This is a genomic window from Candidatus Limnocylindrales bacterium, assembly GCA_035571835.1.
GTDB lineage: Bacteria > Desulfobacterota > Binatia > UBA1149 > CAITLU01 > DATNBU01.
In genome coordinates this window covers 122711-148673 of sequence record DATNBU010000002.1, presented here as the reverse complement: position 1 = coordinate 148673, position 25963 = coordinate 122711, and the positions used below count along the sequence as shown (strand labels likewise).

22 protein-coding genes are annotated in these 25963 nt (G+C 65.7%); 16 read left to right on the top strand and 6 right to left on the bottom strand.

All coding sequences use genetic code 11. The features are described 5' to 3' along the window. Positions 1-199: 199 nt before the first annotated feature. Positions 200-565: a hypothetical protein gene (locus VN634_01240; protein HXC49482.1), complete on the top strand. Its 366-nt coding sequence runs from the start codon at positions 200-202 to the stop codon at positions 563-565. A 150-nt stretch (positions 566-715) separates the two neighbouring features. On the opposite strand, the gene VN634_01235 is transcribed toward VN634_01240, so the two are convergent. Beyond that, a complete protein-coding gene (locus VN634_01235; GenBank protein HXC49481.1) occupies positions 716-1216 on the bottom strand; it encodes a hypothetical protein in 501 nt (166 codons plus the stop codon). 346 nt (positions 1217-1562) lie between these two features. Between VN634_01235 and VN634_01230 the strand changes: the two genes are divergently transcribed. The 12 genes from VN634_01230 (at position 1563) to phoU (ending at position 18185) form a co-directional block, all read left to right on the top strand. Beyond that, positions 1563-2249, top strand: coding sequence for a response regulator transcription factor (locus VN634_01230; protein HXC49480.1), 687 nt, complete (start codon positions 1563-1565; stop codon positions 2247-2249). A 2-nt stretch (positions 2250-2251) separates the two neighbouring features. After that, positions 2252-4036: an ATP-binding protein gene (locus VN634_01225; GenBank protein ID HXC49479.1), complete on the top strand. Its 1785-nt coding sequence runs from the start codon at positions 2252-2254 to the stop codon at positions 4034-4036. Between the two features lie 118 nt (positions 4037-4154). After that, the gene (locus VN634_01220) at positions 4155-7352 is read left to right on the top strand and encodes an efflux RND transporter permease subunit (GenBank protein ID HXC49478.1); all 3198 of its coding nucleotides are present in this window, start codon (positions 4155-4157) and stop codon (positions 7350-7352) included. Between the two features lie 2 nt (positions 7353-7354). After that, positions 7355-8428, top strand: coding sequence for an efflux RND transporter periplasmic adaptor subunit (locus VN634_01215; protein HXC49477.1), 1074 nt, complete (start codon positions 7355-7357; stop codon positions 8426-8428). Between the two features lie 26 nt (positions 8429-8454). Continuing rightward, on the top strand, positions 8455-9780 hold the full coding sequence (locus tag VN634_01210; protein ID HXC49476.1) for a TolC family protein: 1326 nt from the start codon (positions 8455-8457) through the stop codon (positions 9778-9780). A gap of 317 nt (positions 9781-10097) precedes the next feature. Next, positions 10098-11270: a porin gene (locus VN634_01205; protein ID HXC49475.1), complete on the top strand. Its 1173-nt coding sequence runs from the start codon at positions 10098-10100 to the stop codon at positions 11268-11270. A gap of 11 nt (positions 11271-11281) precedes the next feature. After that, on the top strand, positions 11282-12262 hold the full coding sequence (locus VN634_01200; protein HXC49474.1) for a phosphate ABC transporter substrate-binding protein: 981 nt from the start codon (positions 11282-11284) through the stop codon (positions 12260-12262). A gap of 85 nt (positions 12263-12347) precedes the next feature. Then, positions 12348-14846 carry an ABC transporter permease subunit gene (locus tag VN634_01195; GenBank protein HXC49473.1) on the top strand — a complete coding sequence of 833 codons (2499 nt, stop codon included), beginning with the start codon at positions 12348-12350 and terminating at the stop codon, positions 14844-14846. Continuing rightward, positions 14843-16651 (top strand): phosphate ABC transporter permease PstA, encoded by a 1809-nt coding sequence (pstA, locus tag VN634_01190; GenBank protein HXC49472.1) that lies wholly within the window; start codon positions 14843-14845, stop codon positions 16649-16651. Before VN634_01195 ends, pstA begins: the two co-directional genes overlap by 4 nt. 26 nt (positions 16652-16677) lie before the next feature. Continuing rightward, positions 16678-16857: a hypothetical protein gene (locus VN634_01185; protein ID HXC49471.1), complete on the top strand. Its 180-nt coding sequence runs from the start codon at positions 16678-16680 to the stop codon at positions 16855-16857. Continuing rightward, entirely contained in the window at positions 16788-17507 is a 720-nt protein-coding gene (gene pstB, locus VN634_01180; protein ID HXC49470.1) for a phosphate ABC transporter ATP-binding protein PstB, read from the top strand. The genes VN634_01185 and pstB overlap by 70 nt, the downstream gene beginning before the upstream one ends. Positions 17508-17522: 15 nt before the next feature. Beyond that, entirely contained in the window at positions 17523-18185 is a 663-nt protein-coding gene (gene phoU, locus VN634_01175) for a phosphate signaling complex protein PhoU (protein ID HXC49469.1), read from the top strand. A 14-nt stretch (positions 18186-18199) separates the two neighbouring features. Here the strand turns inward: phoU and VN634_01170 are convergent, their stop codons facing one another. Beyond that, positions 18200-18967 carry a DUF1295 domain-containing protein gene (locus VN634_01170; GenBank protein ID HXC49468.1) on the bottom strand — a complete coding sequence of 256 codons (768 nt, stop codon included), beginning with the start codon at positions 18965-18967 and terminating at the stop codon, positions 18200-18202. Between the two features lie 155 nt (positions 18968-19122). Here VN634_01170 and VN634_01165 point away from each other — a divergent pair, with 155 nt between their 5' ends. After that, the gene (locus tag VN634_01165; protein ID HXC49467.1) at positions 19123-20076 is read left to right on the top strand and encodes a DUF523 and DUF1722 domain-containing protein; all 954 of its coding nucleotides are present in this window, start codon (positions 19123-19125) and stop codon (positions 20074-20076) included. A 78-nt stretch (positions 20077-20154) separates the two neighbouring features. On the opposite strand, the gene VN634_01160 is transcribed toward VN634_01165, so the two are convergent. Beyond that, positions 20155-21057 (bottom strand): TIGR01777 family oxidoreductase, encoded by a 903-nt coding sequence (locus VN634_01160; protein HXC49466.1) that lies wholly within the window; start codon positions 21055-21057, stop codon positions 20155-20157. Positions 21058-21282: 225 nt separating this feature from the next. Here VN634_01160 and VN634_01155 point away from each other — a divergent pair, with 225 nt between their 5' ends. Further along, positions 21283-22239: an acyltransferase gene (locus VN634_01155; protein ID HXC49465.1), complete on the top strand. Its 957-nt coding sequence runs from the start codon at positions 21283-21285 to the stop codon at positions 22237-22239. A 19-nt stretch (positions 22240-22258) separates the two neighbouring features. On the opposite strand, the gene VN634_01150 is transcribed toward VN634_01155, so the two are convergent. Continuing rightward, on the bottom strand, positions 22259-23407 hold the full coding sequence (locus tag VN634_01150) for an LLM class flavin-dependent oxidoreductase (GenBank protein ID HXC49464.1): 1149 nt from the start codon (positions 23405-23407) through the stop codon (positions 22259-22261). A gap of 132 nt (positions 23408-23539) precedes the next feature. Here VN634_01150 and VN634_01145 point away from each other — a divergent pair, with 132 nt between their 5' ends. Further along, positions 23540-23980: a nuclear transport factor 2 family protein gene (locus VN634_01145; GenBank protein ID HXC49463.1), complete on the top strand. Its 441-nt coding sequence runs from the start codon at positions 23540-23542 to the stop codon at positions 23978-23980. 57 nt (positions 23981-24037) lie between these two features. On the opposite strand, the gene VN634_01140 is transcribed toward VN634_01145, so the two are convergent. Both VN634_01140 and VN634_01135 read right to left on the bottom strand, forming a co-directional pair. After that, positions 24038-24895 (bottom strand): GNAT family N-acetyltransferase, encoded by an 858-nt coding sequence (locus VN634_01140; GenBank protein ID HXC49462.1) that lies wholly within the window; start codon positions 24893-24895, stop codon positions 24038-24040. 87 nt (positions 24896-24982) lie between these two features. After that, the gene (locus tag VN634_01135) at positions 24983-25804 is read right to left on the bottom strand and encodes an alpha/beta hydrolase (protein HXC49461.1); all 822 of its coding nucleotides are present in this window, start codon (positions 25802-25804) and stop codon (positions 24983-24985) included. Between the last annotated feature and the right edge of the window lie 159 nt (positions 25805-25963).

Here is a 25963-nt window from a genome sequence, read left to right as displayed (position 1 = left end):
GCTCACCCCTGTGATGCGGACGCTCACCGGATGGGAACGCTCGCGCGCCTGACACTGGAGTCCTCGCGCGACTGAGACTCGCTCGCTCGACTCCGGTTTCCGCTTGTCCTACCCGTACCTCGGGTTGCAGCAGCCCGGCCGCCGCGTGCGCAGATGCGTCGCGAGGCCAGCAAAAAAAGCGAGGCCAGGAGAAAGGACGATGAGCGAAACCATCAAGCTCGACGAGCTCAAAGTCGATGCGACAAACCTCTATCGGGAGGAAGTCTTCTCGGACCTTCGCGTCGCGACGATTCGCCGGCTGACGCCGGTCAAGGTCGACGGCAGCACCGACGACAGCCGCCCGACGATGTTTTCGGTAGAAACCCAGATCCTCACGCCGCAGGGCCTCGTGCCGGTGCATGCGCCGGTCGAGGCGGCGACATTGGCGGAGGCGATCGAGAGGTTTCCGGCGGCCATTCAGGCCGGGCTTGACCGGATGATCGAAGAAGCCCGTCAGATGCGCCGCGAGTCGGCGAGCAGGATCGTCACGCCGCAGGAAGTCGGCGGCGGCAAGATCATCTACTAGCGTCTCGTATCAGCGTCGCGAGACCGCGACGAGAGGCGAGCGGCAGCGCAACGTCAAAGAAAAACCGGGACAGGTACAGATCGTGAAATCTGTGCCTGTCCCGGTTTTGATGTGGCGACGCGCGCCTCGGCCGCTCAGGACCGGGGCTGGCTATTCCGCGCAGCCGGTCTGGGCTTTGCCGTTCTCGTCGACGGTCGCTACGGCGTGGTTGGTCCGATTGGCCGGTACCGCGGCCATCACGCCACCGCCGGGCTGCGGAACCTCGACAACCCTGGGAGCCTCGGCTGCTGCTGCGGCGGCCGGAGCGGCAACCGCGGCTGCCGAAGCGCCATCCGGTGCCGTGAGCTGGCCGGTAGCCGGATCGATCACGGCCCGAAGACCGCCCGTGGCCGTGCCGGCATCCTTCAATGCAGCGGCGTGCTCGCACCCGCCGGCGTGGTCGTCGGCGCCTGCCGCAGCAGCCTCGCCGGCGCCTCCGCATGCACAGGCTCCCGGAGTGGGATTTTCACCCATCGACGGGCAGGCCGCGCCGCATGCGCAGGCGGAATCCTTGTCGCCGCAGCTCAGGGCCGGCGGCGGAACGATCGAGAACGAGGCGGTCAGAAGCGCCGCGCCGCTCAAAAGAAACAACATCTGTCTGGCTGAATTCATCCCGGAAACCTCCCTTGGTCCGTCACGGTTCCGACGGGCAACGTTAAAGCTGAAGTCGCCCGGAAGCCACCCGTAATAACGAAATTCTTGCCCGCGCCGGCCGTTTTCATGCCGGGCCGCGTACGAGGAGGCACAGGCATTCTCGTGCTGATCGGGGATCTCAGGCGCTGCGGTGCCTCTTGCTGCCTGCTGCGTTGCTCGCGAGTGGTTTGCGCGTTGTCGCAACGGACGGCTGCCGTTTCGATGTGCGGACGAAAGAGGCTGCGCACCACGCTAACCAAAAACTCACACGAAAGGTCGAACGCAAACCTTGCAAGACGGCCGTCGTGTGCGACAAGAACCACATATGTCGAGAGAAACGATTCTCGTCGTGGAAGACGAAGACGATATTGCCGAGCTCATTCGTTACAACCTGGAGAAACAGCACTACGTCGTGACCACCGTCGCGAGCGGCGAGAAGGGACTCGAAGCCGCCAGGCGCAAGCCGCCGGACCTCGTGCTGCTCGACCTCATGCTTCCCGGCATGGATGGTCTCGAAGTCTGCCGATCCCTCAAGTCCGATCCCCTTACCAAAGACATTCCGATCGTCATGGTCACTGCGCGAGGTGAGGAGTCCGACATCGTCGCCGGCCTCGAGCTCGGCGCCGAGGACTACGTGACCAAGCCGTTCGGCATCAAGATCCTGCTCGCGCGCGTGCGTGCGGTTCTCAGGAGGCGTACGATCGCGGTTCCCGCCGAAAGTGAGACGCTGCACGTTCACGAGATCGAAATTCACCCCGGCCGCCATGAAGTGCGCGCGGGCGGAGACGAGGTCGTGCTGACCAATACCGAATTCCGCATCCTGCACTTTCTCGCGCGCCGTCCGGGATGGGTCTTTACGCGCTACCAGATCGTCGACGGCATCCGCGGAGAGAACTATCCGGTTACCGAGCGAGCCGTCGACGTGCAGATCGTTGCGCTCCGGCGCAAGCTCGGCGGCTTCGGTGGCCTCATCGAGACCGTGCGCGGCGTCGGCTATCGTTTCAAGGAGTGAGCGTGGCAGAGACGATGCGCCGGTCGCGGCTGCTGTGGCAGCTTGCGGTACCGCTCGCGGTGCTGATCACGGTCGGCCTCGTCGCGGTCTCCTGGCAGGCGTCGCGCCTGATGCGTTCGTCGCACTCGGCGCAGATCGCATCCGAGCTGGCATCGGCCAGCGCGCTCCTCGACGAAGCCGTCGGCGGACTGCTCGCAGATGCGAACCGCGCCGCGATCGATCCGGTCGCCAAGCGCATCGGCCAGCAGGCGAAGGTTCGCGTGACGGTGATCGCGCCGGACGGAACGGTGCTCGGCGAGTCCGACAACGATCCGGCGCTGATGGACAATCATGCCAGGCGCCCGGAGATCGCAGCTGCTCTCCAGTCGGGAGTCGGCGAGGCCGTGCGGCACAGCGACACCATCAACACCGAGATGATGTACTCGGCGCGTGCGGTCCGCCGCGACGGGCGCACGCTCGGCGTCGTACGCGTGGGAGTACCGCTCGAGGCGCTCGAGACAGCCGATCGCCAGCTGCGCGTGCGTTCCGCCATGGCGGCGGCGCTGGTGGCTCTCGTCATGCTGTCGTTCGGATTCTTCTTCGTGCGGCGGCTGACGCGTCCGCTCGAAGAGCTCGAAGTGCTCGCCGACGAATATGCCCACGGCAGGCTCGCGCGGCCGCTTCCGTCCGGAGGCTCGGTCGAGATCGAGCGCGTGGCCAGTGCGATGCAGAAGATGGCCAGGGAGCTCGACGGCCGCATTGCGACGCTGGTTGCCGAGCGCAACGAGCAGAAAGCCGTGCTGTCGAGCATGATCGAAAGCGTGCTCGCCATCGACCGCAACGAACGCGTGATGGCGCTCAACGACGCGGCAGCCAGGCTGCTCGACGTCGACGCGCGCCAGGCCATCGGCCGCACGATCCAGGAAGTCGCCCGCAACATACCGCTCCAGAAATTCGTCGCAGAGGCGCTCGCTGCCGACGCGGTGCTGGAGCGCGACATCGCGCTCCACGGCGACGAGCCGCGCCATCTGCAGGCACACGGAGCGCCGGTGCTCGACGCCGCCGGTCGTCGCATCGGCGCAGTGATCGTGCTGAACGACGTCACGCGGCTTCGCCGGCTCGAGACCGTGCGCCGCGATTTCGTGGCCAACGTCTCGCACGAGCTGAAAACCCCCGTCACGTCCATCAAAGGCTTCCTCGAGACGCTGCTCGGCGGCGCGCTCGAAGAGCCGGAAAATGCCCGCCGCTTCGTCGAGATCGCCTCGCGGCAGGCCGATCGCCTCGGAGCGATCATCGAAGACCTGCTGGTGCTCTCGCGCATCGACCAGGAAACCGGCCAGCCCGGGATCGAAAAGTCGCCGACTCTGCTGGCGACGGTGATCGACGGAGCGGTCGACGTCTGTCGCAACAAGGCCGAGCAGAAGAAGATCCGGCTCGATGCGACGTGCGCGGCCGGCCTCAGCGCACCGGTCAACGGAGCGCTCGTCGAGCAGGCCGTCGTCAACCTGATCGACAATGCGATCAAGTATTCGGATGAAGGCGACGTCGTCGAGATCCGTGGTTCATCGTCGGGCGGGTCGGTTTCGATCACCGTACGTGATCACGGGCCCGGCATCGATGCGGAGCATCTGCCGCGGCTGTTCGAGCGCTTCTACCGCGTCGACAAGGCGCGCAGCCGTTCGCTCGGAGGAACCGGGCTCGGCCTCGCGATCGTCAAGCACATCGTGCAGACCCAGGGCGGTTCGGTCGACGTCGAGAGCAAGCCCGGGCACGGCAGTACCTTCTCGCTGCGGTTTCCGACGGTTTGATCCCGGTCGCATTCCCACGCCGTATGCGGGCCGGATTGCGCAACCGGGTCCGTACTGGCGGCGCACACATGGACGCGCTAGCGTCGCGTCTCCTCGGGGTTTCCGCCGTGCACCATCCATGAATCCGGTCCGCTTCTCCCTGCGCCGGCCGCTTACGGTCGTGGCGATTGTCGTGGCCGTCGTGCTCGGCGCATTTCTCGCGCTCGAACGCATGAGCCGCGACATCTTTCCGCCACTGGATGTGCCGACGATCTACGTCGCCCAGCCGTACGGCGGGATGGACCCGGCACAGATGGAAGGGAACCTGACGTACTTTTACGAGTACCACTTCCTCTACATCACCGGCATCGAGCACGTGGAATCGAAATCGATCCAGGGCGCGTCGCTGATGAAGCTTCAGTTCCATCCGGGAACCGACATGTCGCAGGCGATGTCGGAGACGGTGGCCTATGTGAACCGTGCGCGTGCGTTCATGCCGCCGGGGACCGTGCCTCCATTCGTGATGCGTTTCGATGCCGGAAGCGTCCCGGTCGGCTATCTCGTCTTTTCCACAGACAATCCCGCCCGCACGCTCGGCCAGATGCAGGACGCCGCGTTGAACATCGTGCGTCCGATGTTCGCGACCCTGCCCGGAGTTTCCGCTCCTCCGCCGTTCGGCGGAAGCGCGCGTACGATCGTCGTCAATGTCGATCCCCAGAAACTGCGAGCGTACGACCTGTCACCGCAGGACGTGGTGGCCGCCGTAACGCACGCCAATGCGATCAGTCCGTCCGGCAACATCAACCTGGGCGACTCGTATCCGTTCGTGCCGGTCAATTCGGTGGTGCGAAACATCCACGACCTCGAGAGCGTAGCGCTGCGAACGACAGCGGCGGGTGCGGTGTTCCTGCGCGACGTCGGAAAGATCGAGGACGGCTCGGACGTGGTCACCTCCTACGCTCTCGCGAACGGCCGCCGCACCGTCTACATCCCGGTGACCAAGCGCGCCGATGCGTCCACGCTGAGTGTCGTTCGCCTTGTCCAGGAGAACATTCCGCGTTTTCAGGCCGCGCTTCCGGACGACGTCAAGGTGGACTACGAATTCGACCAGTCGCCGGTCGTCACCCGCGCCATCGGCGACCTGACTCGCGAAGGCCTGCTCGGAGCGCTTCTGGCGGGAATCATGGTTCTCGTGTTTCTTCGCGACTGGCGAACGGCGTTCGTTGTCGTGCTCAACATCCCTCTCTCGCTGCTGGCGGCATCTCTCGCGCTGTGGGCGAGCGGCCAGAACATCAACCTGATGACGCTCGGCGGCCTTGCGCTCGCCGTCGGCATCCTCGTCGACGAAGCCACGGTTACGGTCGAGAACATCCATGCGCACGGCGAAGCCGGAAGCCCCGTCGCGCGTTCGGCGCTCGATGCCACGCAGGAGACCGCGTTGCCGCGCTTCCTGGCGATGGCGTGCATCGTTGCGGTCTTCCTGCCGGCGTTCTTCATGGTGGGCTCGGCGAGGGCCCTGTTCGTGCCGATGGCGATGGCGGTCGGATACTCGATGATCGCGTCGTACCTGCTCTCGAGCACGCTGGTCCCGGTCCTGTCGGTCTGGATGCTTCGTGCGCGTGACGAAGCGGCGGCGTCGCCGCGCGGGCGCACAGGGTTCGAGTCGTTTCGGCGCAGGTACGCGAGGCTCCTCGACCGTATTCTCGGTGCGCGTCTGGCCGCGACGGCCGCATATGTCGTGGCCGCCGTTGTCGTGATCCGGCTGGTCGGCGGGCATCTCGGCACAGAAATTTTCCCGCGCGTCGACGCCGGACAGCTCGCGATCCGTTTCCGCGCGCCGACCGGTACGAACGTCGAACAGACCGAGTCGATTGCGAAGAAAGTGCTCGAAATCGTCGGCCGGGAAGTCGGTCCGGACAACCTCGAGCTGTCGATCGGCCTGGTCGGCGTCCATGCTGCGAACTATCCGGTCAACCTGATCCACCTGTGGAATGCCGGGCCCGAGGAGGGCTGGCTCGCGGTGCAGCTGAAACGCGGCGCGGTTCCCCCCGATGAAACGATTCGCGAAACGCTGCGCGGCGTCTTTGCGCGCGAGCTTCCGGGCATCCGGTTCTCGTTCGAGCCGAGCGACATCGTCAATCGCGTGATGAGCTTCGGCGCGGCAACGCCCGTCGAGATCGCGGTAAGCGGCCCCAGTCTTTCGGTCGACAAGGAGTTCGCAGACCGGATATTCGGGAAACTCTCGAAACTGCCCACGCTTCGTGACGTACAGTTCGCCCAGTCGCTCGACTTTCCGACCGTCAATGTCGACGTCAGTCGGGAGCGGGCCGGCCTGCTCGGCGTCAAAGTCGACGACATCACGCGTTCGCTCGTCGCCGCGACGACCTCGAGCCGCTTTACCGTCGCGAACTTCTGGTCGGACCCGACCTCCGGAGTCAGCTACAACGTGCAGGTTCAGATCCCGCAGTCGCGCATGACATCGACCGAAGACCTGAAGAACGTGCCGGTCGGTACCATCGAAGGCGAGCCCGTGCTTCTTCGAAGTCTTGCGAGCGTGCAGCCCGGCACCGCCGTCGGCACGTACGAGCGATACAACATGGCCCGCCTGGTGAGCCTGACGGCCAATCTGCACGATGCCGATCTCGGGACCGTGACCGCCCAGATCGCCGACGCACTCCGTGAGCTCGGTCCGCCTCCCGCGAAGACAAGCGTTGCCGTACGCGGCCAGGCCGTGCCGCTGACGCAGCTGACCAGCGGATTCCGTTCGGGCCTGGTCGCTGCCGTGGTGGTCATCCTGCTTCTGCTGATGGCGAGCTTTCAGTCTGTCGCGCTTGCGCTCGTGGTGCTGTCGACGATCCCGGCGGTTCTGGCCGGGATCAGCATCGTGCTCGCGCTGACGGGAACGACGCTCAATCTGGAGTCAGCGATGGGTGCGATCATGGCGATCGGCGTCGCGGTCGCCAATGCCATTCTGCTCGTCACGTTCGCGGAACGTCATCGCGGCGAGTCCGGAGACGCCAGGGCGGCAGCCATCGCCGCAGGACAATCGCGGCTTCGGCCGATTCTCATGACGAGCTGCGCGATGATTGCGGGCATGCTCCCGATGGCGATCGGAGCCGGCGAGGGCGGCCAGCAGACGGCGCCGCTCGGGCGTGCGGTCATCGGCGGTCTTGCGTTCGCGACGCTTGCCACGCTGCTGGTCGTGCCGTCGGTCTTCGTGCTTCTGCGCGGACGTGCGGGCGTTGTCTCCGGATCGCTCGATCCGGATGATCCGGGGAGTCGCCATCATCTGCTGCGCAGCTTGCAGGGCCCGGCGGCCGCGCGAGGTGCGAAATGACGATGATCCGTTCCCTTGTGCATTGCGTACTGGCCGTGTCCGCCGCTGCGGCGACGTTCGGCTGCGGCCCTGCGCCGACCACGACCGCACCCGCGGCGGCGCCCGCTGCGGTACAGGAGGCGATGCCGCGGCGCGGAGAGATCCTTCGAAACCTCAGCCTGCCTGCCACTGTCGCCGCGTGGCAGCAGGTCACGCTTTACGCGAAAGTCGCCGGATATCTCCAGACGATCGCTGTAGACAAGGGAGACGACGTTGCGGCCGGAAGCCTGATCGCCGAGATCGAGGTGCCCGAAGTCGTTGCCGACATCGCCAAAGCCCGGGCCGAGGTCGGTGTCGCGAGTCTTCTTTCGTCAAGGCTGAAGGATGCGCGGGGCAAGGCGCCCGATCTCGTCACGCCTCAATCGGCCGACGACGCGGCGGCGCGGCTCTCTTCTGCCGAAGCTGCGCTTGCACGTCAGCAAGCTCTGCTCGGTTTCTCGAAAATCACCGCCCCATTCGCCGGTGTCGTCACCGCACGCTTCGTGGACGCGGGAGCATTCGTGCCGGCCGCAACCACCGGCAGCACGGCGGGCAACGCAGCGATCGTAACCCTCGCCGATTTTCGAAAGGTACGCGTGAAGGTGGCCGTGCCCGAAGCCGACGTGCCGTCGGTGCGCAACGGCCAGCCCGTCGACATCACGTTCGATGAGTTCCCCGGCAGCACGTTCCACGCGAGCGTCAGCCGGATCGCATATGGTCTGGACGAGGCGACACGAACGATGCTCGCCGAGGTCGACGTCGACAATCCCGAACGCAAGCTTCGCCCCGGGATGTATGCGACCGCGCGCATCGGCGTTGAATTGCACCGCAATGCGCTCCTTGTGCCGGCGGCGGCGGTCGTCACCGAAAAAACCGGCAGAAGCGTCTTTGTCGTGGACGGCGAGTCCCGCGCGAGAAAGAAGACTGTCCACGTCGGGTTCGAGAACCACGAAACGGTCGAGATCGCCGACGGTATCGACGAGGCCCAGCCGGTCATTCTCGTGGGCAAGCAGATCCTTGCCGACGGCCAGCCGGTCAAGCGTGCGGAGTCGCAATGACATCGGCGAGAGTCAGGATCGCAATCGTGAGCGCAGCGGCTTTGGTGTTCGCGTTCGCTTCACTTGCGGTTGTCGAAACCGTGAGTGCCGAAGACGCGCCTGCCGTTGCCCAGACGATCGATCTGCCGACGGCGCTCCAGCTTGCCGGCGCGCGCAATCTCGAGATCCAGATCGCGCGCGAAAGGCTGCGGCTTGCCGAAGCTGCCCAGCACAGTGCACGCGCTCGCTTCTTTCCGTGGCTGGCGGCGGGAGCAGCCTACAATCGTCATTCGGGCAGGATCCAGAACGTCGAAGGCGAAGTCATCGACGTCGACAAGCAGTCCTATTCGGGCGGCGCCGGTGTCCACCTGCAGCTCGACGTCGGCGCGACGTATTTTTCAGCACTGTCGGCGCACCAGCTGGTCCGCGCGGCGGCATCGAGCATCGACACAGAGCGCAACGACACGATACTGTCGGCGGCGAACGCGTATCTTGATCTTCTCGCGGCCGCGGTCAGCCTCCGAGTGCGCGAAGAGGCCGAGCGCATCTCGCGGACCTATCAGGACGAGCTCCATCGCGCGGTGGGCGTCGGGGTAGCCTTTCGTGGAGATGAGCTGCGGGTCCGGGTGCTGACCGAGCAAAGCCGGATCGCCGTGCTCGAAGCCGAAGACCAGCGTCGCGTCGCCGCCGCGCGCCTTTCGGATCTGCTTCACCTCGACGCCAGCGTCGACCTCCATCCGCGCGACGGCGATCTCGCGACGCTTACGCTCGTCGATGCGGACCAGCCGCTCGAATCGCTTGTCGCCCGCGCGGTGGCGTCGAGACCGGAGCTGCAGCAGGCGGCGGCTGCGGTGGCTGCCGCGCGCGAGGCGAAGGACGCGGCCGTGTATGGTCCGCTGATTCCGAGCATCGGTGCGCTCGCATCGGTCGGCGGAATCGGCGGCAGCCCGGACGGCCGGCCGGACCATGGAGGCGCTTCGCAGGACTACGCTGCCGGCATCAACTGGCGCATCGGCCCCGGCGGCCTGCTCGATCCTGCTCCCATCAACGCTGCCCGTGCGCGCCTGCGGACCGAGGAGCTGATCGAACAGCGGCAGAAGGATCGCATCGTGCGCGAGGTCGTCGAAGCCCAGTCGCGGGTCCGTTCGCTCGCCGGACAGCTGGAAGCGTCGCGGCGACTTCTCAGCGACTCCGAGGAAGGTTTCCGTCTGTCGCGCGAAAGAAAAGATTTCCAGGTCGGCATGGTTCTCGAGACAGTTCAGGCCGAAGAGGACCTCGTGCGGGCGCGCGAGAACGGGCTCAGGACGATCGTGGAATGGAACAAGGCGCAGTACGCGCTCGACCATGCCATCGGCGGGCCCGGGCCGCGCTGAGCCGCCGGCTGCCGTCGCGCAGCAGCGCACACGCTGCAGGATCCTCGGCGATTGAGCCTGATCCTTACCGTAAGCTTACCGTTCCTTAACAAACTCCGTTTACGCTCCGGTCGGACCTGCGAGGAACACGGCGGGTCCCAGCCGGAACACCGCAGGCCTGCAGCCGGAACACTGCAGGCGTCTGCAAGGGAGAAACATTGGTGATGGACAAAGGGCTCGTCCGTTCGCAGGCCGCTAGACGCCGGTCCGGGAGCGGGGAAATTTTTTCAACGGTTGCTATCGCCGGGCTGACGCTCGCTGCGGCGATCATCGGCGGGGTGGATGTCGCAAGCGCAGAAACCGCTAGCGCAGCAAATGCGACTCCTGCCGCGCCGGCTCCTGCGCCGCCCGCGCCGAAGTCGATCTACGACAGAATCTGGGCGCTCCCGAAGCTTTACAGCAACCCGGCCAATCCGTGGATCGAGGAGCTCAGCATCGTCGGCCGCGAGCAGGTCGATTTCTACCACTTCGATGCCGACCAGGGGGACGCGACCAACTTCGTCAACCGTCGCACGCGCATCGGTCTGAAGGCGCTCATGTTCAAGACCGTAACGGCGCACGTCGAGACCGACCTGGACTTCCACGAGAACGCCGGAGCGTGCAAGGACCCGACCACTGGGAGCGGCTGCGACGAGGTCTATACCAAGCTGACCGATGCGTACGTCAAGTGGTCACCGCGGAAGTGGCTGAACCTGACGGTCGGCAAGCACGGCGCGAAGTTCACGCTCGACGGCAGCACCAGCTCGACGCAGCTGATTACGATCGACCGCAGCAACGTCGCGAACAACTTCTGGTTCCCCGACGAGTACATTCCGGGAGTCAGCGTCAGCGGTGACGTGGGCAAGTGGTCGTACAACGCCGGCATCTTCACTGCCGGCGACCAGAACTCCGAATTCAGCGATTTCAAGGGCGACTACTTCGTGCTCGTGAGCGGCGGCTACGACCTGAATTCGATCGTCGGCATCGACAAAGCTCTGATCCGGCTCGACTACGTCTACCAGAACCCGGACCCACAGAATGACTTCACGCGTCCGAACGAGCACGTGCTGTCGCTGAGCACGCAGTGGGAGAAAGGACGCTGGGGCCTCTACACGGACGTCGACTACGCCGACGGATACGGCACGCAGAGCGACCTGGTCGGCGGCCAGATCATGCCGGCCGTCAAGCTCTTCGAGACCTGGCAGGTCGTGCTTCGTTACACCGGAATTTCAAGCGACGACCCGAACGGCATCCGGCTCGCACGCTACGAAAACAAGGTCGTCGGCGTCAGCAACGGCAAGCCGGTGGGCGACGAGTACCACGAGATCTACCTCGGCCTGAACAAGTATTTCTACGGCCACAAGCTGAAATGGCAGACCGGTCTTCAGTACGCGAACATGGATGACGCTCCTCACGATGGAGGACACTACAACGGCTGGGGCGTGACGACCGGGCTCCGCATCAGCTGGTAACAGGAGAATCGATGATGAAATTTTCGCACGCTTTCACGCTGTCCCTTCTTGCTGCGGCATCGCTTGCCGGCCGGCCCGCAGCTGCCCAGGTCGGAATCGATGCTTCGATACCCGCATACAGCCCGGTCAAGGGCGTGTCCGGAACGATCAAGAGCGTCGGATCCGACACGATGAACAACGAGATGACGCTGTGGGCGGAAGGCTTCAAGACCTTCTACCCGAACGTCCAGATCGAAATCGAAGGGAAGGGCTCGTCGACTGCGCCGCCGGCGCTCGTCGAAGGCACCGCGCAGTTCGGTCCGATGAGCCGTCCGATGAAGGATGCCGAGATCGCCGACTTCAAGACGCGTTTCGGTTACGAGCCGACTGCCGTTGCGACCAGCATCGACATGCTCGCGGTCTTCGTCCACAAGGACAATCCGATCAAGCAGCTGACTCTGAAACAGCTCGACGGAATTTTCTCCAAGACGCGCGCGAGCGGAAGCAACGACATCGTGACGTGGGGCGACCTCGGTCTCGGCGGCGAATGGAAGGACAAGCCGATCAGCCTGTACGGCCGCAACTCGGCGTCGGGCACGTACGGGTACTTCAAGGAACACGCGCTCGCCAAGGGTGACTTCAAGGATTCGGTCAAGGAGCAGCCTGGCAGCTCGACCGTTGTCCAGGCCGTCGCGAGCGATCGTTACGCCATCGGATACAGCGGCATCGGTTACAAGACGGCCGACGTACGCTCCGTGCCGCTTGCCAAGACAGAAACGACAAAACCTGTCGAAGCGACGCTCGCGAACGCATACAGCGGCGAATACCCGCTGTCGCGCTTCCTGCTGCTGTACGTGAACAAGAAGCCCGGCGAAGCGCTCGACCCGCTGCGAAAGGAGTTTCTCACGTACGTCCTCAGCAAGCAGGGCCAGGAAACGGTGGTCAAGGATGGGTACTTTCCGCTGACTCCGGCGCTTCGTGAAAAATCGAAGACCGCAGCCGGGCTGAACTGACGGCCGTCGAAAGATTCGCATCCGCTGCGATGGCGCGATGAGTGCCGTTTCAAGAAAGAGGCAGGACCGCAGGACGAGGTCGTCCGTGCGTCTCGCCGATCGTGTCGCACGCTCCGTGATCCGCATCGGAGGCGTCGCCACGATCGGCGCGATCTCGACGGTCTTCCTGTTCCTGCTCTGGGTCGTCTGGCCGCTGCTGCGAGGTGAGTCGATTTCTGCGCCGCTCGAGCTGAGCTCCGGACTTGCGGCGGGCGAGCGTGTGCTTGCCGCCGGCGCCGACGACCAGTTCTCGACGATGTGGGCGTGGACCGACGCGGCAAGATTCGTGACGATCGCGACCGCGGACGGCAGCACGCTCGAGGAAATCCATCCGTTCGCGGTGCCGCCCGTGTCGTTCGCGTTTCCGGTTCGAGCCGGCGAGGGCGTGTTCGGGTTCGCCGACGGCAGCGTTCGCTTCGCACGCGTCGAAAACCGCACCGAATACCGCGATGCAGACCAGATGCCCGAAGCGCTGCGCGACCGGAAAGCAGGCGATCACTTTCTGCTCGAAGGAAAAGTCGGCGAGCGCGTCAACGCCGACCAGTTTGCGCTGCGGAGCATCGGCTACACCGTCGACGATCCCATTCCGCTCGTGGAGAACGCGGCGATCCACGCCGTCGATCTGTCGGTGACATCGAACGGGCCCGCGTTCGCATCCATTGATACGAACGGCGTGCTGCGCGTCACGCAGGTCAGCACGACGCAGAACTTCATGACCGGCAAGGACGAGCTTTCGACCGAGTCCGGAGAAATTCGCCTCGAAGTCGCTGCACGCGGTCTTCCGAAATGGGTGCTGCTGCGCGGTCTCGGCGACAACGCGCTTGCGGTCTGGGAGGACGGACATGCCGTGCGTGTCGACGTCCGCGACCTCGCCAAGCCCGCGATCGTCGAGGAGCTCGACCTGCTGCGGGATCCGCAGGCGCAGATCAGCTCGGCGACGTTCCTGACCGGCAAGAACACGATCGTCGTCGGAGACACGCGCGGCGGCCTGCACGCGTGGTTCAAGGTGCCGGCGCCAACGATGGCCACCGGCGATGGCGCGCACTTCATCCGCGCACACGATCTCCAGGCCGGCCCTGCTGCAGTGACCGCGCTGATCCCGTCGCCGCGCACGCGCCTGCTGGCGGCCGGCTATGCCGACGGCACCGTTCGCATCTACCACGTCACGTCCGAGCGCCTTGTCGCAGAGTCGCATGCACGCAATGCCATTTCGGCGCTCGCCATGCTGCCGGACGACAAGACGGTCGTCGCGTGGGACGGCCGTTTCGAAGCATTCGAGCTCGACGCGCCGCACCCGGAGGTCTCTGCCGGCTCGCTGTTCAGGCCCGTTCTCTACGAAGGTTATCCGAAGCCGGATCACGTCTGGCAGTCGTCGAGCGGCTCGGACGACTTCGAGCCGAAGCTCGGCCTGTGGCCGCTCGTGTTCGGTACCATGAAGGCCACGTTCTACTCGATGCTGTTCGGAGTGCCGATTGCGCTGATGGCCGCGATCTACACGAGCGAGTTCCTGCGGCCCGAGGTCAAGGCCGTCGTCAAGCCGTCGATCGAAATGATGGCGAGCCTGCCGAGCGTCGTGCTCGGATTTCTGGCCGCGCTCGTCCTTGCTCCGCTCGTCGAGCGGTCGGTGACCGAAGTTCTCGCCGCCGTCGTGCTGGTTCCGTTCTCGCTGCTTCTGGCCGCGCACCTGTGGCAGTTCGCGGGCAGCGGCCGCCGTGCGAAGCTCGAGGAGGCGCGCTTCGCGCTCGCGGGTGTCGCAATCCTCGCCGGTGTCGCTGCAGCGGTAATCGTCGGTCCCGCGCTCGAGCGGCACCTGTTCGCCGGCGACATCCATCGCTGGCTCGACGGCCGGATCGGAGATGCAACCGCAGGATGGCTGTTCGTGACGCTGCCGCTCACGGCGACGTCCGCGGCCGTTGTCGTCGGTCGCATCGGCCGCCGCACCGAACGTGGCAGCGCTGCCGTCCGCTCGCTCGCTGTATTCCTCGCGGCTTCGGTCGCAGCCATTGCGGCGGCATGGGGCGCGGCTTCGCTGCTCTCGGCGGCCGGACTCGATCTTCGCGGGACGTTTCTCGGCACCTACGTGCAGAGGAACGCGCTGGTCGTCGGCTTCGTGATGGCGTTTGCGATCATCCCGATCATCTACACGATCGCCGAAGACGCGCTGTCGAGCATTCCGGAAAGTCTCCGCGCGGGCTCGCTCGCGCTCGGCGCAACGCCTTGGCAGACGGCCGTGCGCATCGTCATCCCGACGGCGATGAGCGGCCTGTTCTCGGCGATGATGATCGGCCTCGGCCGTGCGGTCGGCGAGACGATGATCGTGCTGATGGCGGCCGGCAACACTCCGGTTCTCGAGTGGAACGTATTCAATGGTTTCCGCACGCTGTCGGCCAATATCGCCGTCGAGCTGCCCGAAGCCGTACGGGGCGGCTCGCACTACCGCACGCTGTTCCTGGCTGCGTTTACGCTTTTCATCATGACGTTCGTGCTGAACACCGCAGCCGAGCTCGTGCGGCTGCGCTTTCGCAGCAGGGCCGCAAGCCTGTGAGCCTCGTTCCCGAATCGGACGAGGCCGTGAAAGGCGACCGCCGCCCCCGCCGCTCGCCGCGCAGCAGCCTGCGCGGCCTCAGCGCGTACGGAGAGCCGATGCTGTGGCTCACGTCGGGCGGCCTTGCGATTTCGCTGATGATGATCGCGGGCCTGCTGGTGCTCGTCATCGTCCAGGGCATCGACACGTTCTGGCCGGTTCCGGTCGTTCGCATCGAGACCACGGGCGGCGTGGTCGCGATGGGCGAGGTCACGCGCAGCGAGCTCTACACGCCGGTGGCCGGGCCCGATTCGACGAAGCCGGCGCAGGCTGCGGCATCTGCGAATGCGGCCGCCGACGCCGCACCGTCCGCCGCATCCGCCGCTGTTTCGGCGAATCCGGCGGCCGATGCCGCTCTGACCGCCGTGCGACGCCGGCTCGTGCGCACCGGAAACTTCGAAATGACCGGCGAGCATTTCCGCTGGGTGTCCGAGCCGGAGGTTCGCACCGAATCGCTGCCGCCGTGGGCGATGGTTGTCGAACGTCGCGCATGGGGCAGGTTCTACGGCGATCCGGTTCAGTTCCTCGTCGATGGAGTCGCCGTTGCCGACACTCCGCAGGCGATCATCGACAATCTCGACGCAACGCTCGGCGAAGTTGCCTCGCGCTGGCACAAGCGGCGTGCGCTCGAGGTCGACGAAATCGGCCGCGTCAACCGCCGGCTCGAAGCCGCGCGTCTCGCGGTGCGCGCGGCCGATGTCCGGTACGGACGCCGCTCCGCACAGCACGACGCCGCGGCAAAGGCGGCCCAGGACCTCGAGGCCGACGCCGACACGGAGTTCGCCGCGATCCGCGAGCAGATCCGCGCGCTCGATGCCGAGAATGCCCGCTACGGCCTCGTGCTTCGCACCGGCGACCGGAAAGAGAAGCGACTCGAGCTGGCCGATGTCGTGCGCGCGTATCCGGCCAACCAGCTCACGCTCACCGGTAAGCTGTCCGTCTACCTGTCGCGCTGGCGGGAATTCGTCACGGACGAGCCGCGCGAGGCCAACAGCGAAGGCGGGGTGTTTCCGGCCATTTTCGGCACGCTCGCGATGACGCTGCTGATGTCGATGCTGGTCACGCCGTTCGGTGTGCTGGCGGCGCTTCACCTGCGCGAGTATGCGCGCGGCGGTTTCGTCGTGAGCGCCGTGCGCATTGCCATCAACAATCTGGCCGGTGTGCCGAGCATCGTCTTCGGCGTGTTCGGGCTCGGGTTCTTCTGTTACATCGTCGGCGGCGGCATCGACCAGGTCTTCTTTTCCGAAAAGCTGCCGACGCCGACGTTCGGCACCGGCGGCATCCTGTGGGCTTCGCTGACCCTCGCGCTGCTGACGCTGCCGGTCGTGATCGTCGCGACCGAGGAAGCGCTCGCGGCGGTTCCGAATTCGATGCGCGAAGGATCGTACGCGTGCGGGGCGTCCAAGTGGCAGACGATCCGGCGCATCGTACTGCCGCGCGCGATGCCGGGAATTCTGACCGGCATGATCCTCGCGATCGCCCGCGGCGCGGGCGAAGTTGCGCCGCTGATGCTGGTCGGCGCCGTCAAGCTCGCGCCGGAGCTGCCCGTGGACGGCGTCGCGCCGTTCGTTCATCTGCAGCGCAGCTTCATGCACCTCGGGTTTCACATCTACGACGTCGGCTTCCAGAGTCAGAACAGCGAAGCCGCAAAGCCGATGGTCTACACGACGACGCTCCTGCTGATCGCCATCATTGCGTCGCTCAACCTCGCTGCGATCTGGCTGCGCGCGCGCCTGCGCCGCCGGTTCATGACGAGCCAGTTCTGATGCAGCTCGAGACGGAGATCCGGACCATGGCCTCGACAGACACCGTCCTTGACGATGCGGCGCGGGCGAAAGACGCGGCGACCGAGACGCATCGCTCGCTGGCGGGCGAGGAGGCAGCGGTTACGATCGAGAAGTTCTGCCTCTGGTACGGCCAGAGCCAGGCCCTGTTCGACGTCTCGATGATCGTCGCAAGGTCACCTCGCTGATCGGTCCATCCGGCTGCGGCAAGTCGACGCTGCTGCGCTCGGTCAACCGCCTCAACGATCTGGTCGAAGGCGTGCGCATCCGCGGCGACATGCGCCTCGGCGACCACTCGATCCACGATCCGGCGATCGACGTCATCGAGCTCCGCAAGCGCATGGGCATGGTCTTCCAGAAGCCGAATCCGTTCCCGATGAGCATCCGCGAGAATGTCGTCTACCCGCTGCGCATCGACGGCGAGCGCGACCGCCGCGTGCTCGACGAGGTCTGCGAGCGAAGCCTTCGCGGCGCCGCACTGTGGGACGAGGTCAAGGATCGTCTCGAGGCGAGCGCGCTCGGCCTGTCGGGCGGACAGCAGCAGCGCCTGTGCATCGCGCGCGCGATCGCGGCCGACCCCGAAGTGCTGCTGATGGACGAGCCGTGCTCGGCGCTCGACCCGATCGCCACGTCGCGCATCGAAGACCTGATCGCCGAGCTGCGCGGCGACTACACGATTCTGATCGTCACGCACAACATGCAGCAGGCGTCGCGGACCAGCGATTTCACGGCATTCATGTATCTCGGCCGGCTGGTGGAGTACGGCGGAACGCTCGAGATGTTCAGCAGGCCGCACCGGAAAGCGACCGAAGCGTACATCTCGGGTCGGTTCGGGTAAGGAAGAGGGAACGCAATGCCGAAGCACCTGGATCTCGAAATCGAGAAGCTGAAGAAGCAGATTCTCTCGCTCGCCGCGTTCGTCGAGGAATCGGTCGCGCGCAGCGTTGCCGCCATCAACGCCCGCGACGCGGGGGCAGGCCAGCAGGTCATCGATTTCGACTCGCACATCGACGCGCTCGAAGTGGAAGTCGAAGAGGAATGCCTGAAGCTGCTCGCGCTGCACCAGCCGGTCGCGCAGGACCTGCGCTTCATCGTCGCGTGCATCCGGCTCAACAGCGATCTCGAACGCATCGGCGACCTGGCGGTCAACATCGGCGAGCGCGCGGTGTTCCTTTCGAGCGTGGCCGAGGTGAGCGAGAAGCCGCTCGACGTCGGCGCGATGGCAAAGCTCGTGCGCTCGATGCTGTCGGAGGCGCTCAATGCGCTCGTGAATCTCGATGCCAGGCTCGCGCGCAGGGTCTGCGCGATGGACGACGAGGCCGATTCGATGCATCGCGACACGTTCCGGCGCGTCGAGGACGCGGTGGGGCGGCATCCGTCGGAATTTGCGACGCTGACGCACTATCTTTCGGTTTCGCGCTATCTCGAGCGCATCGCGGATCATGCCACGAACATTGCCGAGGACGTGATCTACATGGTCGAAGGCGAGATCGCGCGGCACCGCAGCGGCGACTAGCCTGCAGCCGCCGCTCAGCCGCCGCGCGGCGGCATCGGCACGAACGGGCTCGTGCGGCGGCAGTACGATTCGTAGTCGCCGTGGGCCTTGCGCAGGTTCTTTTCGAGCAGGGAGACGCCCGAGACCCGCAGCAGCAGGAACGTCATCAGCGCGGGCCCGACGGCGGTCCACCACGCGCCCGTTGCTCCGGCGATCAGCCACAGTCCCCACCACGCGAGCGCATCGCCGAAATAATTCGGGTGACGGCTGTAGCGCCACAGTCCGCGATCAAGCAGCCGGCCGCGGTTGCGGGGATCGGACTTGAAGCGCGCGAGCTCGAAGTCGGCGATCGTCTCGAAGAGGAATCCGGCCGTCCACATGCCTACGCCGGCGAAATCGAGAAGCGTCAGACCGGCCGGCGTTCGCGCGGCGATCGCAGCCTGCACCGGAAGCGAGACGATCCACGCAATGGCGGCCTGGAGCCCGAAGACCGTCACGAGGCTGACGAGCGGGAACGATTCCCCCCAGTGCCGGCGCATCTGCCGGTAGCGGAAGTCTTCTCCCGCGCCGATGCTGCGCATCATGATGTACAGCGACAGGCGCACTCCCCAGATCGCGGTCAGCGCGAGCACGAGATGCGCACGCACGACGGCACCGTCGGTCGCCGCCGACGCCGACGATGCGATGATGAGGAATCCGATGCCCCAGAACCGGTCGGCAATGCTCGCGTCGTGAAGGATGAGGCTGGCCACCCAGAGCATCACGAACAGCGTCAATATTGCGGCGAACGTGGTCAGCAGCATCGCAATTGCACCTCCCCCGAATCAGCGGGCGCCAGTAACAGCCGGCTTCCTGTGCACCTGCATCGCGGTATAAGCCGGTCGTGGCCGAAGTGCGAAAATTTTCCGGCAGAACGATTGAGAAGAAGGCCGGGCGCGCGGAGCTATCGGGTGAGCCGTTGCCGTCTGCGAGGATTCGCGTCGGCGTTTCGGCGTGCCTGCTCGGCGAGCCGGTGCGTTACGATGCCGGACACAAACACGATCGCTACGTGACCGACGTGCTTGCCGCACACTTCGAGATGGTCTCGGTCTGCCCCGAAGTCGAAGCCGGCATGGGAACGCCGCGCGAGCCGGTGCGCCTGGTGCGAACCGGCGGCGAGGTTCGCATGCGCGGCGTGACCAGCGGGGCCGACCATACCGATACGATGCGCCGGTTCGCGCGCCGGCGGATCGCGGCGCTGTCGCGTCTCGGAATCTGCGGATACATCCTGAAGAAGTCCTCGCCGTCGTGCGGAATGGAGCGCGTACGCGTCTACACGAGCGCCGGCATGCCGTCGGATTCGACCTCGGGAATCTTCGCCGCCGAGCTTCTCGCGGCTCTGCCGCATCTTCCCGTCGAGGAAGAAGGCAGGCTCTGCGATGCGGTGCTGCGCGAGAGCTTCATCGAGCGCGTGTTTGCGCATCACCGCGTCGCAGGGCTCTTCGCCGGCCGCTGGACGATGAAATCCCTCGTCGACTTTCACACGCGCGAAAAGATGCTGCTGTCGGCGCATCAGCCGGCTGCTGCGACCGCGCTCGGCAGGATCGTCGCGGGAGCATCCGCCATGCCGCGTTCGGAGGTCGCTGCGCAGTACCGCACGGCGTTCCTCGCCGCGCTTGCAAAACCTGCGGTCCGGCGGCGCCACGTCAATGTGCTGCAGCACATGCTCGGCCAGTTTCGGAACGTCCTCGATGCGCGCGCACGCGCGGCGCTCGCGGCAGTGATCGAGGACTACCGCCGCGAGCTGGTACCGCTCGTCGTGCCGATCACGCTGGTGCGCCACTACGTGGACCTTCACGGCATCGAAACCCTTGCGCGCCAGACTTATCTCGAGCCGCATCCGCGCGAGCTGCTGCTGCGCAATCACGTCTGACGCGCTACCTCTGGCTGCGGCGGGCAGAATGCGGCACCGTTCCGGTCCTGCGTCGCGTTCTCTGGCTAGAGCGGGTCGTTATCCGGCCAGCATCGCGCTCAAGGCCGCGCCGAGCTCCGGGTAGCGAAAAACGAACCCGCTCTTGTCGAGCCGTCGCGGCAACACTTTTGCCGATGCGAGGAGCATCTCGTCGGCCATCTCCCCGAGCAGCCCGCGAAGCACGAACGCCGGCACGCGCAGGAATGCCGGCCGGCGGAGCACCGATGCCAGCGTGCGAGTGAGCTCGGCGTTGGTCACCGGCGCGGGCGCCGTCGCATTGACGGGGCCGTCGAGGCGGCTCTCGCCGATGCAATGGACGATGGCGGCGAGCAGGTCCTCGAGCGCGATCCAGCTCACGTACTGCTCGCCGCTGCCGAGCGTGGCTCCGCCGCCGAAGCGAAACGGAGTAAGCATCTTCGCGAGCGCACCGCCGGCGGGAGTCATCACGACGCCGAGCCTGAGCAGAACCACGCGAATGCCGGCGTCGCGCGCGACCGACGTCGACTGCTCCCACTGCTCGCATACTTCTGCCAGGAAACCGCGGCCGCGGCTCGATGTTTCGTCGAGCGGCTCGGAGCCGCGATCTCCGTAGAACCCGACGGCCGATGCGGAGACGAGAACCTGCGGTGGCTTGCGAAGCCGCGCCAGCGTCTCGCACAGAAACTGTGTCCCCTGCGTGCGGCTCGAGAGGATGCGGCTCTTCGTTTCGTCCGTCCAGCGGCGGTCGGCGATGTTCTCTCCGGCCAGATGCACGACCGCCTGCACGCCATCGAGCGCAGACGGATCCACGGAACGAGTGGCCGGATCCCACGCGTACTGGCCCGGCGATCCGTCGGGCCGTCGCACGAGGCTGCGGACAGCGAACCCGCCGTCGCGAGCGAACTCTGCGAGAGCCGAGCCGACGAGCCCGTTGGCTCCGGTGATCACGATGGGCGCATTCATCACGGCCGAACGCTATCGCCGGACCTTACGAAACGCCACGGTAGCGGGGCGCGACCGCGCCTGCTTCGCTCGCATGACGCACCGCATGTCGCACGCGGACGATCGCGGGCTTTTTTTTGCCCGTCGAGGTGCGTATCTAGCGGCCGTCCGGACCAGCCGCTCGCCTCGCACGATACGATCGCAGCGCGGAAAACGGTTCAGCATCGGAAACAAGGCGAGCACCACATGTACCGATTTCTCCCGGGTCCCCTGCTCGGCCTGCTTCTGCTGATGGCGATCACCATCAATACGTTCGTCTGTTTCGTTCCGATCCTGTTCCTGGCGGTCATCAAGTTTGCCATTCCGAACGACCGCTGGCGTCACTGGTGGACCAGGCCGCTGGTCGTCGTCGCCGAGGCGTGGATCCACGGCAACAATTTCTTCCAGAGGCTCGCGCTGCCGACGCGTTTCGAGTTTCGCGGCCTCGACGATCCGCGGCTGCGGCGCGACGGCCGTTATCTCGTGGCCAGCAACCACCAGACGTGGACCGACGTGCTGCTGCTGCAGTACCTGCTGATCGACCACATCCCGTTCCTGCGCTTCTTCATCAAGTCGGAGCTGATCTATTTCCCGCTGCTCGGCTTTGCGTGGTGGGCGCTCGATATGCCGTTCATGAAGCGCTACTCCGCGGCCAAGCTGGCCAGGCACCCGGAGCTGCGCGGGAAGGATTTCGAGAGCACGCGGCGTGCTTGCGACCGCTTCCGGCTCGGCCCGATCTCGATCATGAACTTCGTCGAGGGAACGCGCTTCTCTCCGGCCAAGCGCGACCAGTACAAATCCCCGCACAGCCATCTTCTGAAGCCGAAAGCCGGCGGGATCGCGGCCGTGCTCGATGCATTCTCGGGCGACCTCGACACGCTCGTCAACGTGACGATCGCGTACAGCCGGCCGAACATGGATTTTCGCGACTGGCTGACCGGCAAGGTCGAGCGCGTGATCGCCGAGGTCACGGTCGAGACGATTCCCCAGGACATCCGGCGCGGCAACTACACCGACGACACGGTCTATCGCGAGCGCGTGCAGGCATGGGTCCGCGAGCTGTGGGAACACAAGAACGAGCGACTCGTCGCCCTGATGAACGAGATGAGTGAGATGCAGCGCCCGGGGATCGAAAGCCCGCAGGAAAAAATCCCGCGCACCTGATCCGCGTCGACGGCCACGCTCAGGCCAGTCTTCTCAATCCCTTCATCAGTGCCCTCAGGCGCACCAGGTCTTCGACCGCATCGCGCGCGGTTTCCGTCAGGAACGCAGCGCCCATGTTCGCAACGATGAAGTGACGGCATCCGGCGCGCGCGAGCGGCTCGGCCATCGCGAGGATGTCGTCGGTGCTGCCCATGAAGAAAAGGCGATCGAGCAGCGCCTCGTTCAGCTGCGCGAGCGCACGATCGATCTCGGCCGGAGTGATGCGCGACGGCACGAGGTCGAGGAACCCCATGAAGTCCTCGCCCATCGGATGCTCGAGGCCGCATTGCCTCCACACGTCGGGCGGAAGCCCGCACGCCATGCAGGCGACGTACCTGTTCGCGAGCGCCTTCTCGACCACGTGACGGCGGCTCTTTCCCATCGCGACCAGAAGCGTCTGGCCGGCCACGAAGCCGTCCATCGAACGGCCGGCGCTTTCCGCACCTTCGGCGATCATGGCGAGTCGGCGCGCATACTCGGCGCCGTCGATCTTCTGGCCGGGCAACCAGCCGTCGCACCAGCGACCGCACATGCGGAGCATGCGCGGGAAATGCGCGCCCATGTACAGGCGCGGCGGCCGGTTCCTGTACAGCGGCAGGTCGAAGACGGCATCGCGAAGCGGCCAGTACTTCCCGTCGAACGTGATCGGCGCGCCGCGGCTGTCCCACAGCATGCGGATGATGGTGAGCGCTTCCTCGAGGCGCGCGACGCGCTCGTCCGAGGGCAGCCCGTACGGCTCGGTGTTCTCGCGCAGTCCGTTGCCGATGCCGAGCACGGCGCGACCGCGCGAGATGTGGTCGAGCGTCACGAACGTCTGCGCGAGCGACATCGGGTGGCGGCGGATCGGCTCGGTGACCGAGGTTCCGACAAGCGGCCGGCGAAACCTCATAGCGATCCATGTCATGATCGGCACCGGATCGAACAGCGCATCCATCGAATGCACGGTCCTGGCGGCCGGCACGACGTCGGGCGTCCATAGCCATTTCGGCGCGAAGCCCATGAAGTGATCGGGTACCCAGATCGCGTCGGCGCCGAACGCGCGGGCGACGGTCACGCCGGCCTTCGTGAGCCACAACGGGTGAAGGCATCCGTCCTGATAGCCGATCGTGATGTGCGCCGGATTTCCCATGTCCGCGATGTCCGCTCAGGCCTTGCCGGTCGAGACGAACAGACGTCCGCGCGCGTTCTACATGGACGGCGGCTCCGGAGAAAAGCCGGCGCAGGTCTGGACTCGGCGCGGCCGCAGCGCGATGCTCGGGCGATGCACGACCAGCTTTCACAAATCGCGGACCGTCTCGCCATCCAGGACGTGCTGGTTCGCTACAGCGCGGCGATCGACACGAAGAACTTCGCGCTCCTCGACGAAGTATTCACTGCCGACGGCATCGGCGACTACACCGCGTCGGGCGGCATCCGCGGCAGTCTCGGTGAGATCAAGCAGTGGCTCGAGCGCGCACTGTCGATCTTCACCGTGGTCCAGCACCTCGTGACCAACATCTCCGTGGATCTGCACGGCGACGAAGCGTCGAGCACGTGCTACCTGTTCAATCCGCTCGGTTATCCGCGCGACGACGGCAGCGTCGAAATGCTGTGGGTCGGCGCGGTCTACCGCGACCGGTTCGTGCGCACTCCCAGGGGATGGCGGATCCGCGAGCGCGTGATCGAGCCGCAGTACCTCGAAGGGAAGCTTCCCGGCGCGTGAACCGAACACCGCGTCCATCTGGCGCAATCGGCAGGTCGGGCGCGTGCAGCCGATCGATCAGAAGATGATCGACGGAAGGAACGCGCCGTCGGGCTGGTTGTACAATCCCCGCGACATCAGCGTCATCGGCTGCACCACGCGCAGCCCGTGCGCGAGGCACCAGCGGAAGAGATCGCTGTTGCGAGTCGGCAGCAGGAAGCCCATGCCGGCAAAGCCGGGCGACGCGGCGACGAGCGCCTTGATGTCGTTGTTGGTCTCGCCGACCGAATGTCCGAAGAATCCCACCGTCGTCGAGTATCCCGTGAGGCGGCCGTCATGCTCGACGACGATCAGCGTGCCCTGTCCGGCGGCATCCTGAATCTCGCCGAAGCGCTCGTGTCCGTGGACTGCGATCGACAGGCGGTTGCACGCGGCAACGTCGTCGGTCGAGGCCTTGCGGACAGGATGGCCGGGAATCGAGATTCCGATCGGCTCGCCCTGGATCACCGACAGCGGCTCGCGCGCGTCGAAGCCGAGCCGCGTGTACAGCGACAGCGAGCGGCTGTGATACGCCGACTGCACCAGCCGAACGCCCGGAGCGCCTTTTTCCGCGACGCGCAAAAGCACGGCGTCCATCAGCCGGCGGCCGGCGCCACTGTCCTGATCCGCAGGTGACACGGTGATCGGCCCGATGCCGGCGATCGCGCACGTCTCCCACAGGAAGCAGCTGCCTATGATCCTGCCGCCTGTCTCGGCAACGAGCGCGTAGACGTCGCTGCGCGTGAGGAACATCGACATCGCGCCGATCGCGATGTCCGCCGAACGGAAATCCGGCGGAAAGCCATGCTTGCCGGCGATGTGGTTGAACGCCTCGTAGCAGATCGTGCCGCAGATCTCGGCGTCTTCGGGCCTCGCGGGTCGGATCGTGACAGTCATCGCGGGAGCTCCTCGCTTTTGTGGCAAAGGCAGGTGCATCCGGAAATGCACCTGCCTTCACGTGAGGACCCGTATATCGCGGAGCCGCTACGAGGAAACGAACTCGAGCAGGTCGCGATTGAGCCGTTCCTTCTCCGTGAAGAAAAGCCCGTGAGCGGCTCCCTCGTAGACGACGAGGCGCGCGCCGTCGATGCCGCGGGCCGTCGGGCGACCGGTCAGCTCGAGCGGCGTGCTCTGGTCCGCATCACCATGGATGACGAGCGTCGGAACCGTGAACGACCGCAGGTCGCCGCGAAGATCGCTCTCGGAGAACGTGCGCACGTAGCCGATCGTCGCTCGCGGCGAGGCCTGCAGCGCAAGACCTACTGCCCATTCGATGATCTCGCGGGATACCGGAGACTGCTCGGTGCCGCGGCCGAAGAATGCTTCGGCACCGGCCGCGAGAAAGCGCGGCCGGTCGCGCGCAAGCTGGTCGCACGTGAAGTCGAACGCCGCCTTGTCCACGCCGTGCGGATTGTCCCCGGTCTTCAGCACGAATGGAGTCGTCGGTGCCAGCAGCAGCACGCGCGCGATTCGAGTTGCACCGTGCAGGGTCAGGTAGCGTGCGACGGTCCCGCTTGCCATCGAGTGCGCAACCAGCGTTACACCGGTCAGATCGAGATTTTCGAGCACGACCGCAAGGTCGCTCGCGAGCGTGTCGAAATCGTATCCGCGCCCCGGATCGTCCGAGCGTCCGCATCCGCGCGCGTCGAAGGCGACGCATCGAAGCCCCTGATCGACGAGCCACGGCATCTGGTATTCCCACATGCCGGATCCGAGACCCCATCCATGAAGAAACACGACCGGAGAGCCTGATCCCCAGTCGCGGTAGAAAAGACTGCAGCCGTCGGCGGTCGTAACGTACGGCATCACGCGTACCTCCGGTCATCGGCGAGAAAGGCTTTGCGAGGAAGAAGATTCCTGGAGGATATGGTCATGGCGTTCTCCTTGCGTTGAAAGTGACGCCACGATGCGACCGGTCGTGCCGGTTGTCGATTACCTCGCAGGTAATGGCAACGCGGCAATGCG